This window comes from Streptodolium elevatio (assembly GCF_053592165.1).
This window is the reverse complement of sequence record NZ_JBSFVE010000002.1, coordinates 165,666-183,179: the sequence shown is the minus strand read 5'-3', so window position 1 is coordinate 183,179 and position 17,514 is coordinate 165,666. Positions and strand designations below refer to the sequence as shown.

Genomic DNA, 17,514 nt, shown 5'->3' with positions numbered 1-17,514 from the left:
AGCGGGTTCGGATCGCGATGAGGCGTAGGCCCCGGCGGGCCCCGGTGCGGCCCCGGAATCGTGGCCCGCACCGGAGGCCGTCAGCCAGGCAGGGTCTCGCCGCCGACGGGGGTGAGGACTTCGCCGGTGTAGTAGCTGGACAGGCGTCCCGCGGCGAAGAAGACGTACGAGGGCGCGATTTCGTCCGGCTCCGCGGCGCGGCCCATCGGTGCCTGCTCGCCGAACGACTCGACCCGGTCGGCGGTGAACGTCGCCGGGATCAGCGGAGTCCATACCGGGCCCGGCGCCACGCAGTTGACGCGAATTCCGCGTTCGCGCAGGGACTGGGACAGCGCGTACGTCAGTGCGAGCACCGCGCCCTTGGTGGCCGAGTAGTCGATCAGGGTGCGGTTGCCGCGCAGGCCGTTGATCGACGAGGTGTTGATGATCGCCGAGCCGTCGGCCAAGTGGGGGAGTGCGGCTTTGGTGGTCCAGAAGTAGCTGTGGATGTTGACCCGGAAGGTGTACTCCCACGTCTCGGAGTCCAAGTCGGCGAAATCCTCGACCGGTTGCTGGTACGCGCAGTTGTTGACGAGGATGTCCAGTCCGCCCAACTCCTCGACCGCGGCGTCCACCAGGCCTTGGCAGTTTTCCTGGACGGACAGATCGGCACGGTGCACGACGCAGCGCCGGCCGGTGGCCTCGACCAGGCGCGCCGTGTGCGCGGCATCTTCGTCCTCGACCTCTGCCAGATACCCGATGGCGACGTCCGCGCCTTCTTTCGCGAACGCCACCGCGACCGCCCGCCCGATCCCGGAGTCGCCTCCGGTGATCAGCGCCCGCTTGCCGAGCAGCAGGCCACTGCCTTGGTAGTCGGCCATTTCGTCGTGAGGACGCGGCGTCATCGGGTCCGTAGTCCCCGGGTACAGCTGCTCCTGAGCCGGGATCCGCGAGTCTTCGCTCATCGGTGCTCCGTTCAATGCGATGCCGCCGCTCCCCGTTCGGCAGCGGGACGGCAGTGGCCATCTGCGCTACCCGTGCGCTCGCAACGGCACACCTGGTCGCAGCGCGCCCCCACGCCGTCAACCACACGAACACACCAAACGTGGAGCCGCGCCGTCGACGTAATGCGGTGCGCGCCGGGGCCGAACGAAAATCCCGAAGCATTCATGACGTCTGGCGAAGGGTGTCAGATCGGCGGCGGCCTCGACTGGGCACGACGTCCCACAACCGTCGGCCAGCCCCTGAACCACGCCGTGCTCATTTGCCATGGACGATGTCTCGGACGTTGCCGATGTCGCCGCAGTTTGCCTTGAGGTGCCTGGCGCGCTCTGCGGCGAAGGCAGCGCCGAGTTCTTCCCGCCGGTTCATGGCGACATTCTCACGGGCGCCGTTGAGGATGGTGCGCTCCTCTTCGTCGGCGTGGTGGGTGACCTTGTCGACGAGTTCCTCCAGCTTTTCGTCCCACTCCTCCGAGCCGACCTCGTCGACTTCGAGGAGGTCGAGGAGCGCCTTGTTGCCTTCTTCGTGCTCCTCCTCGCCGTGCTCGACCTCTTCGTCGTCGATGTGCTTGTAGCGCTTCAAGGCGGGATAAACCTCGCTTTCCTCCGCGAGGCCGTGCGCGATGAGGAGGTCGGCGAACTCGGCCAGCGCGGCCGCCCGGTCCGCCTCGACGCTGCGCATCTGCCGGAAGAGGTCCTCCATACGCCGGTGGTCCTCGAGGATCAGTTCGACGACGTCGGTTTGTGCAGTCACGACGGTTCCCTTCCTGTGCACATCCGCGGACCTTGTCACCTGCGGTTCTCCCGTGCGGCTACCCGCCGAACCGGGCCGTATGCGGGGCGGCCCTGGGGCCGGCGCGGGCAGGAAGGCGACCGGTCGCGCGCATCGGCAGGTCCAGCGGTCACCGCGCGGCCCCGGGCACCGCGCCGCCGGCCTGCCGCGACAGCGCCGGAACGGTGGGCACCGGAGCCCGGGACTCGTCCATGTGAGCCGAAGGGCCCCACATGAAAGCCTTGACCTGACACGGACGGCGCGACGTCCGGATCGACCCCCGGATCGGGTGACGCAGGAACCGACCGACGTGATCGTCCGCATCGGACCGGGTTGTGATCCCGTTCAACGTCTCCTGCGGCACCTGCCGCACTTGCTGCCGGCGGCTGCACTCGCAGTGTGAGACCACGCAGGTCCGCGAACAGGGCAGCGGGGGCGCGCTGTGCGGGTGTACCCGCCTCTACGGGCAGGTGCCCGGCGGCCAGGCGGAGTTCCTACGCGTGCCGTTCGGAAACAACCTGCCCGTCAAGGTCCCCGAGGTCCCCGGCCAACGTCCACCGCTGGGTCGGCGACAGCCTGCCGCTGCTCACCGAGGAAGACCCGCTCGGGACGGCGGACTTCGCCACCCACCGGCTACCGCTGGCGCACGGGCCGGCCGCGTACGAGATGTTCCGGCGCAAGCAGGACGGCGCGCTGCGGTGCTGTGCCTGGGGTTGTGGGACCAAGTCACCTCCGCGTACCTCGACGACACCGACCCGGCGGTGCGCGCGTGTGCCGCGCTGGCCCCCGGCTGCGGCGCGTTCGGCGAGGTCGTCGTCGAGATCGCGGGCACGTGCGGCGATTTCGTCGAGGTGGGTGTGCAGGGCGAGGAGGCCACGGCCGTGGATGTTCCAGTGGGCTTGCTTGGCGGTCATGGACAGGTCGAGCATGTCGGCCGGCGCGGCCTGCACCGCGTCGCCGGACTCCGCACCCGCGGGTGCCTGCACGGCAGATGCCTGGGCGAGGGTTCCCGGAGCCCCGGCCGGTCGTGGCTTGTCGGTCTTGTCAGCTGTCGTCGCCTGGGTGCTTGCTCAGGCTTTTGCCGCGTTCGAGTTGGGCTTGAGGCCGGTGGACTGTCTGGGGGTCCTGCTGTGGCTGTGTCCTGGCGAATCGGTACGTCATGCGGTCGCGGTGCAGGTGGCTGGACACCTCGGTCGCACCGGCCTCGCGCAGACGCCGCCCGACTCCGAGGACTGATCTCGCGACGGCGGGCAGGGCCAACGCGGCGGTGTCGAGGAGGCTGCGGTAGTGCCGGTACTGTTCGGCCGCAGGATGTCCACCCACTGTGCCCGGGCGACCTCGTAGGCGTGGTAGGTCGCGTATAGGCCGCTGTCGAGTGCCTCGCGGGCACCGGCGACCTTGTCGAGGAACTCTTCCATCCGCCGCGGGCGCAGCGGGTACGGGGCGTGGGTGACCAGCGCCGCGAGGGTGTGGGCGGCAGCGGAGACGCGCGGGGCGGGGCGGGCGAGTTCCCAGTCGGTCAGGACCGGTTCGCCGAAGGACCACATGAAGTTCCCGACGGTCGGGTCCCCGTGCGCCAGGACGGGACTGCTGCGGTCCTGGACCGGGGCGGGAAGAGCGGCGTCGAGCTGCGCGGGTGAGGGCAGGCGAAACGCGTGGGTCATCCAGTCCACCCCCCGTCCCACCGCGTACGCCAGGGCTGTGACATCAAGGCCGTGCGCCTTATGCAAGGACCTGGACTGTCCCTTGGGTTGGCCCGGCAAGGCGAGGGCGACGCTTGGCACACGCACATCAGCGGGTGGGGGCTCCTTGCCCACGGGCACGCCACCGCGTACCGGGGGTGCCGCGTACGGGAAACTCGTGAGCCTCCGGGGCGAGTCGCCTCCTCCGTGCGGCCTACCCCGGATGGCTCCATGTGGTCGATGTTCCGGGCTCCGAGGGCTGCGATCTTCGACGCATGCCGGGCGAACCGAGCCCGCGGAACCGAAACGCCGGAGGGCCAGCGCATGACCACCCAGACCATGGAACGGACCCACGGCCACGGAACACCGCCCCCGGCCGGTCGGTTGCGTGCCGGCTGGGCAGCCGCCCACGCTCCGGTGGCCGGAGTCCCCCGCTGGGTGCGCAATGCCGCGCTCGCCGTCCCGCTCGTCGTACTCCCCTCCAGCCTGTGGCGGATCGCCACGGAGTACGTCCCCTCCCTGACGGGCAGCGCCGACACGGGCTCAGGCGACCTCCCGGGCTGGCTGCCCGGCAAGGTGTACATCATCTTCCTGTCCGTCTTCTCGGAACTGGTGGCGTTCACCGCGGTCGGACTGATCGCCGCCTGGGGCGAGGTGTTCCCGCGCTGGGTCCCCGTGTTGCGCGGACGCAGGGTGCCGCCGCTCGCCGCCGTCGTCCCCGCCACGATCGGCGCGGTGCTGCTGACGGCCATGTGGACGACTGCGTTCGCCGCGGATTTCGCCGGTGTCACGCTCCAAGGGGAGCCGACGCCCTCGGGCTACCCCGGAGAAGCGGGCGGCTGGAAATCCGCCGTCTACTACGTCTGCTACACCCCGTTGCTGCTCTGGGGGCCGTTGCTTGGTCTGGTCACCGTGGCGTACTGGCGGCGACGCCGCGCCGGGCGTCGGTGGTAGGGCGGATGTGGCCGGACTGATCGGTGCGTCCCGCTCGAACGACGCAACAGGCTGCAAGGTTCGAAGGGCTGCGTCGCCGACTTGGGTGTGCCCGATTGCTGCGGGCTGACGGCCGGCGGGGCGGGTCCCGAACATCCCCGAGCGGGATCCGCCCGGCCGGCCGTCGAGGAGCCGTCGGCCCCACCCGGCTGCTCCCTTGTAGTGGTGTGCCCGGCGCGGGCGGGCTGAACACGTTGAGCGGAGTTGGAGGGACCTGCGTGGTGTCCATGCGGTCTGTCGGCGGTATCACCTGACCGACATTGATTGCCTCGCTGGGCGACACACAAAAATCTGTGTTTGTCGGAGTAGACATTGAGTGGTGGTGTGGCTATGGTTTCTGTTGTAGCCAGAGAGACAGCAGGGCTTGGCAGAGGACGAACTGTCGGCCGGTAGGACACGCAAGTGCAGTAGCAGGACAGTGCGGTGGTCGGGTTCCGAAGCCGGGTTGTTGCGGGAGGGCGACGGGGCCGACGACCGGCCGGGTAGCCCGCAGTGTCAAGGGCGCCGCGAGCTGGGCCGCACTGGCACGACTGATGGATGCAGTTCGCGGTATCGCAGCGAAGTAGTGGGCAGTACCTCGGTGAAGGCGTCGGCTGCGGGCGCGCGCGCCGGGAGGTTCGGCAGTGGGGTTCCACGCCCGAGCAGATGTAGGGCGGGCGATGCGGGGCTGGCTGCCGGAGGGTGACGCTTGAGCAGGTCACCCAGCAGTACGCAAAACCTGCAGTACGCAACACCGGCGGTACCAAGCAACACGCAGTACCAGCAGTGCCCAGCCCCAAGTAGTTGATCATCCGAGGGATGAACGGAGGAGCCGAGCGCCATCAGGATCGCCCGGGCGTAGGACTTGAGCCCGGGTACCGCAGGACATCGATAGTGAGGTGGTCTCCGGTCAAGCAACAGCGATCCCCGCACCCCCGGCAGCCTTCCGGCCGGGCCCGCGGAAACAGTTGAGCCGGCGCAGGACCAAGGCCGGCAGATGGTGTAGGAGTTCCTTCGGGGCCCTGGTGCCGTACGGCACCAGGGCCCCTCCACGTGTTCCCCGACAAGACGTTCCGTGAGAGAGGTGCAGATGACAGCTGAGGGCACGTTCGGCCGTCTGGACGACGATGCTGACCCCGTGTCCTCCACCGGCCGGGCTGCTGAGACGTTCAGCACCACCCAGGCTCCCTCCGTGCGATAGGTGATGCCCGCCTGATCACCCCGGTGCGGTCAGCAGGGCGGACACCGCCGCTGTCCCGCCGTCAGATGCGTATCGCCGCCCGGGCCCGGGAACTGGTCGACCGCGGCACCCCGGTCGAGGCCGCCTGCCGCATCGTCATCCTCCAAGACCAACTCGAAGAAGCCGGGCGCATCAACGCCGAAGACCGCCGCGTCTCCCAGAACCTGGTAGTCATCTGACCCGCACCCTGGTCTGATGCCGTACGCGACACTGCGATGTCGCTCCCGCCCACCAATCCCGTGAAATGAGCACATGATCGCCGAAGACAGCCAACCGCCGGCGCACCGACCGCAGTCCCGGCATCGCCCCGCCGCCACACCCGACACCCGCGACGCCTCCGACGGGGCGGGCGGCGTGGACTCCGGCGCGGCGGGAGCTGTGGAGGGAGGTGTGGAGCGTGCGGCGGCTGTGTTGAAGCCGCGGATGCGGGGTTGGCTGCATGTCGGCATGTCCCCGCTCGCGTTGGCGGGCGGGATCGTCCTGGTCGTGGTCTCGCGTTCGGCCGCGGCGGTGGTGGCGTGTTCGGTGTTCGCGGCCTCGGCGCTGTTGCTGTTCGGGACGAGCGGGGTGTATCACCGCGGGACGTGGGGGCCGCGGGGTGAGGCGGTGCTGCGGCGGCTGGACCACGCGAACATCTTCCTGATCATCGCCGGTACCTACACGCCTTTGGCGGTGCTGCTGCTGCCTGAGGATCAGCAGGTGGTGCTGCTGTCCTTGGTGTGGGCGGGTGCCTTGGCGGGCGTCGCCTTCAGGGTGTTGTGGATCGGGGCTCCCCGGTGGTTGTACACCCCGTGTTACATCGCCTTGGGCTGGGTGGCTGTCTTCTACCTGCCGGACTTCGCGCGGACCGGCGGTACCGCGGTCGTCGGCCTGGTCATCGCGGGCGGCCTGTTCTACACGGCGGGGGCCGTCGTCTACGGGCTCCAGCGTCCAGACCCGTCACCGTCCTGGTTCGGCTTCCACGAGGTCTTCCACTCCTTCACCATCGCCGGCTTCACCGCGCACTACACGGCCATCCTCCTGGCAGCCCCATGACCGGTCTCCGGACATGCGCCACGGCACGACGCGCGGGGCAGGCCGGATCGTCGTTCCTCACCGGTACGCCTGCGCCCTCGACCCTTTGCGGACCAAGGCCCGTGACCCTTCCCTGGCGTATCCGCGGCCCTAGGTGTGCATGGAGCTCGGTCCTTCGTCACGGGACGTACCAGCCGTCCCCTGATCGGGTGAACGGCGGTGTTGGACTGGGGACTTCCCGGCGTGTGGCAGCGGTACGACTGCCGGCACCAACGCTCTACCGACGCCCGCGACGGGACCCGCGGCCCCTTGGTGCGTGTGACCGCCGCCGCGTTCGACGGGGTACGGGCCCGGTTCTTCGGCGACAAGGGCGCAAGCAGCCCGGCGGCACCTACGTCGTCGAGTAGCAGAGCAGCGGGCATTTCCTCGGCGGAAACGAACAGGCGGTCATCCCCACGGTGGTGGGGTTCTCCACGGTGGTGGGGTTCCTGGCCGGACGCCACAGGCGCCCTGCCCTGGCCGCGGCGAGGACTCATCGAGCACGAGGTTCAGACCACCGAGGCGGAGGTGGGACGAAACCGTCACCGGAACTGCGGCACCATCCGTGGCGCAGCCGCAGGAGCGGGTCAGGACGTTGCCGCGGGAGCGGGTCCCAGAGCCTGGATCGCGAAATCGATGGCGGTGGTCAGATGTTCGAGGTCGTGGCCCGCTCGTTCACGTACCCGCAGGCCGAGAACCGTGGTGAACAGCAGTTCGGCGGCGGCGTCGGCGTCGAGGTCGCCGGACAACTCGCCACGGTCGCGGCCCTCGGCCAGGACCGAGCGCAACGCCTGGCGCGTGACCTCGAACGCGGCCTCGGTCCGCTGCTGGACCTTCTCGTCCGTGGTGCCCAGTTCGGTGGCGGTGTTGACCACGAAGCAGCCGCGACCTGACTCGCCGTCGGCCGGGCAGGTGACCAGCCACAGCAGCCATTCCCGCAGCACCTCTCGGACCGGACGGTCCGTCGCGTCCAGCCGGCGGCGGGCCTCAAGGGACTCGGTGGCCCGGTAGTGGTCGAGTGCGCGCAGGAAGAGCGTGTGCTTGTCGGTGAACGTCCGGTACAGGCTGCTGGGTGTGAGCTTCAGCTCGTCGCCCAGGTCGCGCACCGAGGTGGCGTGGTAGCCGCGTCGCCAGAACAGATGGGTCGCCGAGGTGACCGCGTTCTCCTCGTCGAACTGTCGGGGGCGTGCCATGGATTCACCCTACCCAACTTGTGGAGCGTTCGTTCCCATATTAGTGTCACCGCATATGGGAGCGATCGCTCCCGAATTGCTGGAGGAGGCTTCGTTGACGACCGCAGAACAGACCCCTGCCCGGACACAGGAACCAGGGCTGCCGAGCAAGAGCCGCTGGTCGGCGGTCTCCGTGGTGACCCTGGGCACCTTCCTCCTGGTGACCGCCGAGCAGTTGCCGATCGGTCTGCTGACGTCCGTGGGGTCCGCGCTGTCGGTCTCCGAGGGGACGGCGGCCCTGATGGTGACGGTGCCCAGCATCGTCGCCGGGTTCGCGGCACCGCTGGTCCCGATGATCGTCGGGTCGCTGGACCGCCGCATCCTGCTCCTCGGGCTGATGGCTCTGATGACCGTCGCGAACCTGGGATCCGCCCTGGCGCCGAACTTCGCGGTGCTGGTGGGCTCCCGCGTGCTGGTCGGCATAGCCATCGGCGGCTTCTGGGCGGTTGCCGCCGGCCTGGCGGTCCGGCTCGTCGTGCCTGCGGACGTGCCCCGCGCCACCGCGGTCATCTTCGGCGGTGTCGGAGCCGCGAACGTGTTCGGCGTCCCGCTCGGCACCCTGGTCGGCGACCTGACCGGGTGGCGGGTTGCCTTCTCCGCGCTGAGCGCCCTGGCTCTGGTCACCCTGTTCGCCCTGGTGGCCGTGCTGCCGAGGCTGGTCGCCTCCCAGGCCATCCGCCCCAAGCTGCTGATGGAGCAATTCCGCAATACAGGCGTACGCGTCGGGATCATCGCCACTGTGCTCTTGGTGTTCGGGCACTTCGCCGCCTACACGTTCGTGAGCCCGGCGCTGCAGAAGCTGTCGGGGATCGACGAGCGCTACGTCGGTCCGCTGCTGTTCGGATTCGGCGCGGCCGGCATGATCGGCAACTTCGTCGCCGGCTCGGCCCTGTCCCGCCGGGTGCACCGCAGCGTGTTCACCATCGCGGCAGCCATGACGGTCGCGATGCCGCTCTTCGTGCTGCTGGGCCAGACCGTGGTCGGTGGTGCCGTCTTGCTGATCGTCTGGGGTCTGGCCTTCGGGGGTGTGTCCGTGGGCCTCCAGACCTGGATGATCAAGGCCGCCCCGCAGTCTGTCGAAGCGGCTTCCTCGCTGTGGGTGGCGGTGTTCAACCTGTCCATCGGCTTCGGCGCGTTGGTCGGCGGCATCATCGTCGACATGCTCACCCTCCAGGGCGTGCTCTGGCTCGGCGGCGCCTGCGCCTTGCTCGCCGCCCTGGCCATCTGGACCGCCCGCGACAACGACGCCGTACGCTGACCGAGTTGCCCGCAGGGAGCCAGCGAGGCGGAACAGTGATCACTTGCGTTGTGGACTACACCATCGATGCCGCCAAGATCGAAGCGTTCGAGCGGTTCGCCCGCTCGTGGATGGACCTGGTCGGTCGCCACGGCGGAACACACCACGGCTACTTCCTCCCCGGGGAAGGGGCCAGCGACCGCGCGCTGGCGCTCTTCAGCTTTCCCAGCCTGGCTGCGTACGAGCGGTATCGTGCCCGGTTCGGGGTGGATCCGGACTTCGTCGAGGCGGACCGAATCCGTGACGACAGCGGATGCGTCCTTCGCTACGAGCGGACGTTCATGCGGCCGCTGCTGCCCGACGACCTGTCCGACAATCCCTCGGACAGAGACGGGCATCCGAACGCGGCAGATTGACCCGCTTCGCGGGTGGCCGGGCTCCGGATCCGGCGGAATCACCGTGCCCGCCCGGTCGGCGCCTCTTTGCGGGTGGCCGTGTCGGTCGGCTCCGGTCGCCGGCCCGGCGGGTGGACGCGGTGCCGGGCGTGCGCGGCTCGTCGTCGCGACAGATCGGGGCTGTGGGCAGGGTGTGGGCGCGCGCGGACCTGTTCGTACAGGAGTTCGGTCATCCTCTGGAGTTGGCGGGCGGTGGCCCTGTTGGACGGCGAAGCGTGCGGCGACGCCTTCGAGGGCCGCTTCGATGGTGCCGCCTTCCAGGACGAACCGCCCGCTGCTGCCCGGCGAGGTGATAGACCAGGCCGGGCAACCACCCCCGATCGGACCTCTGCAACAACGTTCAGGGGAGGTCCCGGCGCATCAGGTCGGCGTACGTTTCGCGGCGCACCACGGCGCGGTGCGCGCCGTCGCGGACGAAGACCACCGGCGGGCGCCGCGCGCCGTTGTAGTTGTTGCTCAGCGCGTAGGTGTAGGCGCCGGTGACCGGTATGGCGATCAGGTCCCCGACGCGCGGGTCCGCCAGCGGGACTCCGGCGCTGAGGGTGTCGCCGGACTCGCAGTGCCGGCCCACCACGTGGCACAGCTCGCCCTCGCCGGTCGGGCGGTCGGCGAGGGCGGCCTCGAAGCGCTGCTGGTACAGCGAGACTTCGAGGTTGTCGCCCATGCCGCCGTCGACGGCGACGAAAGTGCGGCCTTCGCTGCGCTTGACGGAGACGACCCGGTACAACGAGACGGCGGACTCGGCGACCATCGAGCGGCCCGGTTCGATGAGGATGCGGGCGTCGGCGGGCAGCAGGCGCCGGGCGACGTCGGTGACGGCGTCGAGGTACGCCTCCACCGTGGGCGGTCGGTCGGCGTAGGTATAGCGGGAGCCGAGGCCGCCGCCCAGGTCGTAGACGGCGAACTCGCCCAGTTCGGCGACTGCTTCGACGGCCTGGACAAAGGGTGCGAGGTCCAGAATCTGCGACCCGATGTGTACGTGGACACCGTCCAGCCGCAGCCGGTCGCTGCCGCGCAGTCGCGCGATCGCCACCCGGGCCTGCGCCGGGGACAGACCGAACTTGGAACCGTTTTGGCCGGTGGACACGGCCTCGTGGGTGTCGGGGCGAATACCCGGTGTGAGCCGGACCAGTACTCCTTGCTCCGCCGTGGTGCCGGCGAGGAGCTTCTCCAGCCGGTCGATGTCGTCGAAGTTGTCGACGACGACCGTGCCGGCGCCGGCCTCCACGGCGAGGCGCAACTCCTCGTCGGTCTTGGCGTTGCCGTGCACGATCAGGCCGGTCGGGTCTGCGCCTGCGGTGAGGGCGATGGCCAGTTCGCCGCCGCCGGCCACGTCGATGCCGATGCCCTCCTCCGCGAGTAGCCGGATGACGGCGGTGCAGGGGAACGCCTTGGAGGCGAAGGCGACGCGGGAGTTCGGCCAACGGGCGGCCAGGCCGTCGGCGTACCGGCGGGCCCGGGCGCGTACCGACGTCTCGTCGAGGACCAGCGCGGGGGTGCCGTGGGACTCGGCGAGTTGGGCCGCCGGTACGCCGCCGATCACCAGCCCGCCGCTCCCGTCCCGGATGGTCCCGGGCGGGAACAGCCCCAGCAGTTCCCGCTCTGCCTGCGTCTGCGTCGCTGCCATCCGCGCTCCATGTGCCTGTGATCCGTTCTGCTCTCGTGCCATGCTCGCGCTTCCACCGCTCCGGATCATCGTTGACATCGTCAATACGGGTCTCCCAGACTTGACGCCCACAACAGTCGTTCGCGTCGGGAGTGCACCATGCGGAAGTCCGGCGCACGGGGGAACCAGCCTGTCCGCCAGCTCGTCGACAACATCGGTCCGGCGCTGCTGCGCCTGGTCCAGGAGGGGACCGGAAGCGGCGGTCCGCTCACCGACGTCGCCATCCACGCCCCGGGTGCGCCGACCCGGTTCGGACCCGGATGCGTCGTCCTGGGGGTCGGCGTGACCACGGAGGCCGAGATGCGCGAGCTGACCGCGGCCATGCGGCAGGCCGGCGCGGAGGTGTTGGCGGTGAAGGCCCCGGTGCCGCCGTCCGCCGACGACACGCCGGCGATCATCGAGGTCAACGAGGACGCGTCCTGGATGCACGTGGCGACGACCGTGCGCGAGCAGCTGCTCGCGGACGCGAGGACGCGCGTACGCTCGGCCGACAGCGGCGCGGAGCTGTTCGCGCTGGCGAACGCGGTCTACGAAGCCGTCGGCGCCCCGGTCACCATCGAGGACCGCTTCTCCGCGCTGGTCGCCTGGTCGCAGGGGCAGGACGGAACCGACTCCGAGCGGATCGAGACCATCCTGGGGCGGGCCGTGCATCAGCGGACGCTCGCCGAACAGCGCGAGCGCCAGGAGTTCGAGCGACTCCACGCCAGCACCGAACCGGTGTACATGCCACCAGCGCGTTCGGCACACCGAAGACCACCGGTATCAGGACGATCATCAACAGGGTCAGGCCCGGCCCGGCGCTGGAGAGCGAGTTTTCGAGCCCGAACGGGCCTCCGGACACCGTGAAGAAGAAGATCCCGACCAGAGGCAGCACGCCGAGCGTACGTCTGCCCGCCCCGGGCGCCGACCGCGTGGACTCCGACGTGATCAGTTCGCTCATCCTTGGGCTCCGCTCTCCATTCGCGCCTGGTCGGCAAAACGTATGGGGCGGTACCGGGGCCGTCCTCGTCGCGGACGTCAAAGCTGCGGGCCGCCAGTTGACGCCGCCACCAACGCCGGGCTGATCCGCGTGGGACACGGCGAAGCCCCGGGCGACGAGGTCACCCGGAACTGCCGACACGGCTGGGCGTCGGAGAGGGCAAGGCTGCGCGGCGCGGCGGCTCGAAGTGCCGCCTAGCAGCGGGCGAGTTCGTTCGGCGACCAGGACGCGTAGGTGGCGAGACGAGCGCGGGCGGCGAGAAGGTCAGCTGTCAGGCTTTCGCCGGCCTGACGCGGCGGGGTGCCCATCCACCGCCCAGCGGCGGGCGGGACGATGAGCACCCCGCCGGAGCTTCGGACGTCCGCCGGCGGCGTGCCCACGCTCGGTCAGCGCTTAGGGGGCCCACGGCCCGAGCATCTCCTTGATCGCGTCGGTCGCCGCCATCTGAAGCAGCGGGCCGTACGTGATCCGGCCGACGCCGAGGCGGCGGAAGCGCTCGAGATCGTGCTTGACGGGGTGGGCCGTGGAGTTCACCGGCACGCCGACGGCGTCGACCACAGCCGTGAGCAGTTCGTCGTTGTCCTGGATACGCACCGGGTAGACGCTGTCGGCGCCGGCCTGCTCCATGGCGCGTAGCCGTTCGATCGCCTCATCGAGGACGCCGGCGGGGTCCTGCGTGTGGATGAAGAGGTCGGTGCGTCCGTTGATCCAGACCGGGATCCCCGCATCGTCGGCCGCCGCGCGCAGGCCGGCGATATAACTCGCGTGCTCCTGCGTGCTGCGTACGCGTCCGCCTTCCGAGTGGACGGTGTCCTCGACGTTGAGGCCGACGCCGCCGACCTCGGTGAGTCCGGCGACGAGGTCCGCGGGCTGCTGCCCGTACCCGGCCTCGAGGTCCACGGACACCGGGATGTCCACGGCCGCGATGATCGGCCTGACCGCGGCGAGCACTTCCTCGAAAGTCTGCCCCTCCTGGTCCTCGGCGCCTCGGGAGTCGGCGAGCGGATGACTGCCGATCGTCAGCGCGGCGAATCCGGCGGCGGCCGCAGTCCGCGCGGACCACACGTCCCAGACGGTCGGCAGTACGAGCGGCTGGTACTGGGCGTGCAGTTGCTTGAGGCGTCGAGCCCGCTCGACGGTGGTGCGAATGTCCATGCCGAGGACGCTACCCCCCTCTGCGTCCAACTCACGCCCGGACCGATGTGGATCGCCGACCCCAGGTCCGCGGCGCCACCCCACAACTCGGTCCCACGAACCGAAGGCAGCCGCGACGTACGCGCAGGAGACCGAAGCGCACCGGATTCACCGCGTTTCGTTCCGCGTTGCGTATGTCCCGCTCGATGCCGCCGCCCTCAAGCGTGAGTTGGCCGTCGATCGGCGGCAAGGGCGCCACAAGGGTGAAACCGGCGCGCTGGGGCACGCGTACCACCGTCTCGTGCCCGTGCCCCGCCGACCTTCAGGCCATGACTTGGGCCGGGCCGGGCCCCCGCCTCGACCCCGCCTCGGGAGCCGGCGCCCGGGCACGTCGAGTGCGTACGGAAGAGCGAGTCGGGCGCGCCGGGGCGGCCGTCGCAACGCCGCTCAGGCGCCGTTGCCGAGGGCCGACGCCGCGACCGCGTACAGCATCCCGCGCACGTCCGCCCGTTCTTCTTCCCCGCGCCGCCAGACCAGACGCAACTGGAGGGGCGGTGCGGGGAGCGCGAGCCGGATCAGGGTCCCGGTGCGCAGGGACTGAGTGACCGCGAATTCGGGCAGGAGGGCGATGCCGACGCCCTGTTCCGCCCAGGCCCGCATGACAGGCACGCCCTCGGCCCGGACGCGTGTAAGTGCCGGGCCCAAGAGCCGGTCGGCGGCCAGGAGGAACGAGCAGTTCGGGACGTTCGTCAGCAGCCGTTCACCGCGTCGGCGAAGGTCCTCGACGGTCAGGACGGCCGCGTCCCGCAGCGGGTGCCCGGGGGCGGCGACCAGCGCCAGCGGCACGGGCTCGACGTCGACGAACGACAGCGCGTCGGCGGGTGGTGCGAAGCCGAGGCCGCCGAGGGCTTCCCCAGTGTCCAGGACCAGTGCCGCGTCCAGTTCTCCGCCGACCACGTCCGACATGAGTTCGTCGCGGCTGCGGGACGGGTGCACGTCCACGGCGAGGCCCGGGTCACGGGCGGCGATCCGGGTCAGGACGCCCGGCGCATGCGACGCGGCGATCGTCTCGAGCGCGCCGAGCCGCAGGACATGCCGGGCGTCGGCGACTTCACGGCGGGCCTGTTCGGCCTGGTCGAGCAGGCGCCGCGCCCAGCCGGTCAGGATCTCGCCGGCGGCGGTCAGGCGCATGCCGCGGGCGGTGCGGACGAATACCGGCACGCCCAGCGAACGTTCGAGCGCCCGGATGTGCTCGGACACGGTCGACGGGGCGAGGTCGAGGGCGGCCGCGGCCTCCGTAACCGTACGGTGGCGCACCACGGCCTCGAACGTCGTGAGCTGGCGCAGTTCCATGCTCGGTGCCAACCCGCCGTCCGCGTTCGGAAATTCCGAACGGAGCGTGCGGATTCCCCGGTGGAACCCCGGTTATCCCGGCGGAAGAGTGCCGCACATGACCGAAGTCCCACCCCCTGCCGCCGTGTTCGCACACCCGCGGAACGCCGCTGCCGACTGTCCCGCTGCCGACCGTTCTGACGCCGCCCGTCCCGGCGCCGGCCCCGACGGGCGCCGGGCGAGCCGCCGCCGCTTCCTCAAACTCGTCGGCATCTCGCTCGGCTACTTCATGGTGCTGCTCGACCTCACGGTGCTGTCCGTCGCCGAGCCCGACCTCGCGGCGTCGCTCGGCGCGTCGACGAGCGGCCTGCAATGGGCGACGACCGCGTACACCGTGCTGTTCGCCGCCCTGCTGCTGTCCGCGGGCGCGGTCGCCGACCGGTACGGCGCGCACCGTGTCTTCAAGGCCGGTACCGCCGCGTTCGGTCTGGTCTCGCTGGCCTGCGCCGCAGCGCCCGGCCTGGGCACGCTCATTGCCGCGCGGGCACTCCTCGGGGTGGCGGCGGCTGCCGTCGTACCGGCGTCGCTGGCTCTGGTGGCGCGCCTCTACCCGGATCCGGGCGAGCGTACCCGGGCCGTCGCGGCGTGGGCGGCGATCAGCGGCGCGGCGGTCGCGGCCGGTCCCGTCGCGGGCGGGCTGCTCGTGGAACTCGGCGGCTGGCGCGCCATTTTCGTCGTGAACGCACCGATCGCCGCCGTCGTCCTGCTGACGGTCGTGGGTCCTGCGGTGGTCTGCCCGCGGGGCCGACAGCGGATCGACTGGTGGGCGCAGGGCGCCGCATGCCTCGCGCTCGCCGTGCCGACCGACGCGGTGATCGCCGCGGGTTCGGCGGCCTGGGGCCACGCCGCGGCGTCGGGTGTGCTGACGGTGCCTGCGGTCGCGGTGTTCAGGCGGCTGGAACGCCGCAGTACCGCGCCGGTGCTCGGCGGTGGCCTGTTGCGCAGCCGCGGGGTCCGGGCCGGACTCGGGGTCGGTGCCGCGGTGAACTTCACCCTTGCGGGCGACCTGTTCGTCCTACCGCTGCTGCTCCGGCACGAACACGCGCTCGGTCCGGTCGCCACCGGGCTCGCGTTTCTTCCGCTGACCCTGCCGTTCGTCGCGAACCCGCCGGTGACCGGGCGCATCGTGGCCCGGACCGGCCCGCGCCTGCCCATTCTGGCCGGGATGGCGCTGCTCACCGTGGGCGGGCTCGTCCTCGCCGCCGCGGCCTGGGCCACCTCGCCCTACCCGGTGCTCGCCGGCGGGCTGCTCCTGACCGGTTTCGGCATTTCGTTCGCGCTGCCCGCACTGGTGGCCGCGGTCGTCGCCGCGGCGCCCGAGGGCACCGCGGGATCCGCGGGCGGCGTCCTGAACGCCGCGCGCCAGACCGGCGCGACGCTCGGCGTCGCGGTGATGGGCGCCCTGGCCGGCACCGACCCCACGCCCGGCGGAGCCGCGGCGGCACTGGCATTCGCCGCCGTCGTGTGCGCCGCAGCCGGAGGCACCTTCGCCCGCCGCCCGCCCCGCGCAACCGCCTGACCACTAAAAGGGCCAATCAGCGCAGACTCCGGGGCCGGCCAGGTCGTCTCCTGCCGCACGGGTACACGCGTTCGGCCTGCCCATCCGGAGTTGGGACCTTTGGTCGCACGACAAGACCTGCCCGCTCCTCGACCTGTACGAGGGCGTGCGCCGCGCCGACGCCGTGGAAGAATCGCGAACTCGTGCTCAAGACATGCGACAACCGCATGACGGAGGATCGGTTGGGACCGGCCGCCATCCCGACACGCATCACGTGGGCATGGTCGGGAGCGGGCGTCCGCGTTCAGGCTGCGGCGCGGAAGACGTACGCCGTCATCGGGGCGGTGACCGGCCCCGGGCCCAGACGGGCTGTCATCTCCTCGACGACGGTGGCCCTGACGGCCGGTCCGCCGCCGCGTTCCTCGACAGCCATGCGCACCGGGGTCCCGGTGAGGTACCCGATGGCAAGGTCGGCGGTCGACGCGGCCTGGCCCTGAAGCGTCAGCTCCTGCTCGTCCTCGACGGTGAAGCCGGCGGCGGCCAGATCGGCGGCCACGACAGACGGGTCGGAGTAGCCGTGCGGAACCGTCGCGAAGAACCGCGGCGGGTCGGCCGGGAAGGCCCGCTCCAGCCCGGCCTGTAGCGCGACCTCAAAGGAGTGCGTCCCGAGCGGACCCCAGGTGTTGAACAGGAACCGGCCGCCCGGGGCCAACACCCGGTGCACCTCGGTGAATGCCTCGATGCGGTCGGGAAAGAACATCACGCCGAACTGGCAGACCACCAGGTCGAAGCCGCCGTCCGAGAACGGCAGCCGCTGTGCGTCGGCCTGCCGCCACACCGCGTCCGGGGCCCGGGCCGAGCCGAAAGCGACCATGGCCTCGTTCAGGTCGGTGGCCGTCACCTCGGCCCAGGGGGCCGCTGCGAGCAAGCTCGACGTCAACACGCCGGTCCCCGCGGCAAGTTCGAGGACCCGCCCAGGACGGAGTGCCGCCGCCCGGGCGGTCAGGTCCTCGGCGAAGGGCCGGAAGACCGCCGGCACGAGGTACTGCTCGTAGGCCGCCGACATGGACTCGGACCACCGCCGGTCGGCATTGATTCCTGTCACCCTCGTGACGGTAGCGCCGCGTCAGGGCGCATGTTCTGAGGCACGACCGTGAGGTCTCACCTCGTCGCCGACAACGGCAGGTACGCGCGCCCGGGTCTCGATGCTGCCGCTTTCTGC

Annotated in this window: 15 protein-coding genes and 2 pseudogenes; 8 read left to right on the top strand and 9 right to left on the bottom strand. The window is 70.7% G+C overall.

Going from position 1 to position 17,514, the window contains the following annotated elements:
- Window positions 1-80: 80 nt before the first annotated feature.
- Together ACWD12_RS04810 and ACWD12_RS04805 are read right to left on the bottom strand one after the other, a co-directional pair.
- The gene (locus ACWD12_RS04810) at window positions 81-944 is read right to left on the bottom strand and encodes an SDR family oxidoreductase (protein WP_450098336.1); all 864 of its coding nucleotides are present in this window, start codon (window positions 942-944) and stop codon (window positions 81-83) included.
- Between the two features lie 295 nt (window positions 945-1,239).
- Entirely contained in the window at window positions 1,240-1,734 is a 495-nt protein-coding gene (locus ACWD12_RS04805; protein ID WP_450098335.1) for a hemerythrin domain-containing protein, read from the bottom strand.
- A 335-nt stretch (window positions 1,735-2,069) separates the two neighbouring features.
- Between ACWD12_RS04805 and ACWD12_RS04800 the strand changes: the two are divergent.
- Window positions 2,070-2,297, top strand: a pseudogene (locus tag ACWD12_RS04800) (glutathione-dependent formaldehyde dehydrogenase); the annotation flags it as partial.
- On the opposite strand, the gene ACWD12_RS04795 reads toward ACWD12_RS04800, so the two are convergent.
- Both ACWD12_RS04795 and ACWD12_RS04790 read right to left on the bottom strand, forming a co-directional pair.
- Window positions 2,247-2,681 carry a hypothetical protein gene (locus tag ACWD12_RS04795; protein ID WP_450098744.1) on the bottom strand — a complete coding sequence of 145 codons (435 nt, stop codon included), beginning with the start codon at window positions 2,679-2,681 and terminating at the stop codon, window positions 2,247-2,249. The pseudogene ACWD12_RS04800 and the gene ACWD12_RS04795 overlap by 51 nt on opposite strands.
- A 228-nt stretch (window positions 2,682-2,909) precedes the next feature.
- A complete protein-coding gene (locus tag ACWD12_RS04790; protein WP_450098334.1) occupies window positions 2,910-3,425 on the bottom strand; it encodes a phosphotransferase in 516 nt (171 codons plus the stop codon).
- Between the two features lie 333 nt (window positions 3,426-3,758).
- Here ACWD12_RS04790 and ACWD12_RS04785 point away from each other — a divergent pair, with 333 nt between their 5' ends.
- The 3 genes and pseudogenes from ACWD12_RS04785 to trhA all read left to right on the top strand — a co-directional run bounded on the left by ACWD12_RS04785 (window position 3,759) and on the right by trhA (window position 6,681).
- Window positions 3,759-4,388 (top strand): hypothetical protein, encoded by a 630-nt coding sequence (locus ACWD12_RS04785; RefSeq protein ID WP_450098333.1) that lies wholly within the window; start codon window positions 3,759-3,761, stop codon window positions 4,386-4,388.
- Window positions 4,389-5,496: 1,108 nt separating this feature from the next.
- Window positions 5,497-5,825, top strand: a pseudogene (locus ACWD12_RS04780) (MerR family transcriptional regulator).
- A gap of 73 nt (window positions 5,826-5,898) precedes the next feature.
- Entirely contained in the window at window positions 5,899-6,681 is a 783-nt protein-coding gene (trhA, locus tag ACWD12_RS04775; RefSeq protein WP_450098332.1) for a PAQR family membrane homeostasis protein TrhA, read from the top strand.
- 605 nt (window positions 6,682-7,286) lie between these two features.
- Here trhA and ACWD12_RS04770 read toward each other — a convergent pair.
- Window positions 7,287-7,892: a TetR/AcrR family transcriptional regulator gene (locus ACWD12_RS04770; protein WP_450098331.1), complete on the bottom strand. Its 606-nt coding sequence runs from the start codon at window positions 7,890-7,892 to the stop codon at window positions 7,287-7,289.
- 94 nt (window positions 7,893-7,986) lie between these two features.
- On the opposite strand from ACWD12_RS04770, the gene ACWD12_RS04765 reads away from it, so the two are divergent.
- Complete coding sequence (locus ACWD12_RS04765; protein WP_450098330.1) at window positions 7,987-9,189, top strand: MFS transporter; 1,203 nt, start codon at window positions 7,987-7,989, stop codon at window positions 9,187-9,189.
- Window positions 9,190-9,239: 50 nt separating this feature from the next.
- Window positions 9,240-9,584: an NIPSNAP family protein gene (locus ACWD12_RS04760; RefSeq protein WP_450098329.1), complete on the top strand. Its 345-nt coding sequence runs from the start codon at window positions 9,240-9,242 to the stop codon at window positions 9,582-9,584.
- A 379-nt stretch (window positions 9,585-9,963) separates the two neighbouring features.
- Here ACWD12_RS04760 and lysA read toward each other — a convergent pair whose 3' ends face one another.
- Window positions 9,964-11,250 (bottom strand): diaminopimelate decarboxylase, encoded by a 1,287-nt coding sequence (lysA, locus tag ACWD12_RS04755; protein ID WP_450098328.1) that lies wholly within the window; start codon window positions 11,248-11,250, stop codon window positions 9,964-9,966.
- Window positions 11,251-11,388: 138 nt separating this feature from the next.
- Between lysA and ACWD12_RS04750 the strand changes: the two genes are divergently transcribed.
- Window positions 11,389-12,135 (top strand): hypothetical protein, encoded by a 747-nt coding sequence (locus ACWD12_RS04750; protein WP_450098327.1) that lies wholly within the window; start codon window positions 11,389-11,391, stop codon window positions 12,133-12,135.
- A gap of 526 nt (window positions 12,136-12,661) precedes the next feature.
- Here ACWD12_RS04750 and ACWD12_RS04745 read toward each other — a convergent pair.
- Both ACWD12_RS04745 and ACWD12_RS04740 read right to left on the bottom strand, forming a co-directional pair.
- Complete coding sequence (locus ACWD12_RS04745; protein WP_450098326.1) at window positions 12,662-13,423, bottom strand: isocitrate lyase/PEP mutase family protein; 762 nt, start codon at window positions 13,421-13,423, stop codon at window positions 12,662-12,664.
- Between the two features lie 426 nt (window positions 13,424-13,849).
- Window positions 13,850-14,767 (bottom strand): LysR family transcriptional regulator, encoded by a 918-nt coding sequence (locus tag ACWD12_RS04740; RefSeq protein WP_450098325.1) that lies wholly within the window; start codon window positions 14,765-14,767, stop codon window positions 13,850-13,852.
- Window positions 14,768-14,852: 85 nt separating this feature from the next.
- Here ACWD12_RS04740 and ACWD12_RS04735 point away from each other — a divergent pair, with 85 nt between their 5' ends.
- Window positions 14,853-16,313 carry an MFS transporter gene (locus tag ACWD12_RS04735; RefSeq protein WP_450098324.1) on the top strand — a complete coding sequence of 487 codons (1,461 nt, stop codon included), beginning with the start codon at window positions 14,853-14,855 and terminating at the stop codon, window positions 16,311-16,313.
- Between the two features lie 283 nt (window positions 16,314-16,596).
- Here ACWD12_RS04735 and ACWD12_RS04730 read toward each other — a convergent pair whose 3' ends face one another.
- The gene (locus ACWD12_RS04730) at window positions 16,597-17,358 is read right to left on the bottom strand and encodes a class I SAM-dependent methyltransferase (protein ID WP_450098743.1); all 762 of its coding nucleotides are present in this window, start codon (window positions 17,356-17,358) and stop codon (window positions 16,597-16,599) included.
- Window positions 17,359-17,514 lie beyond the last annotated feature (156 nt).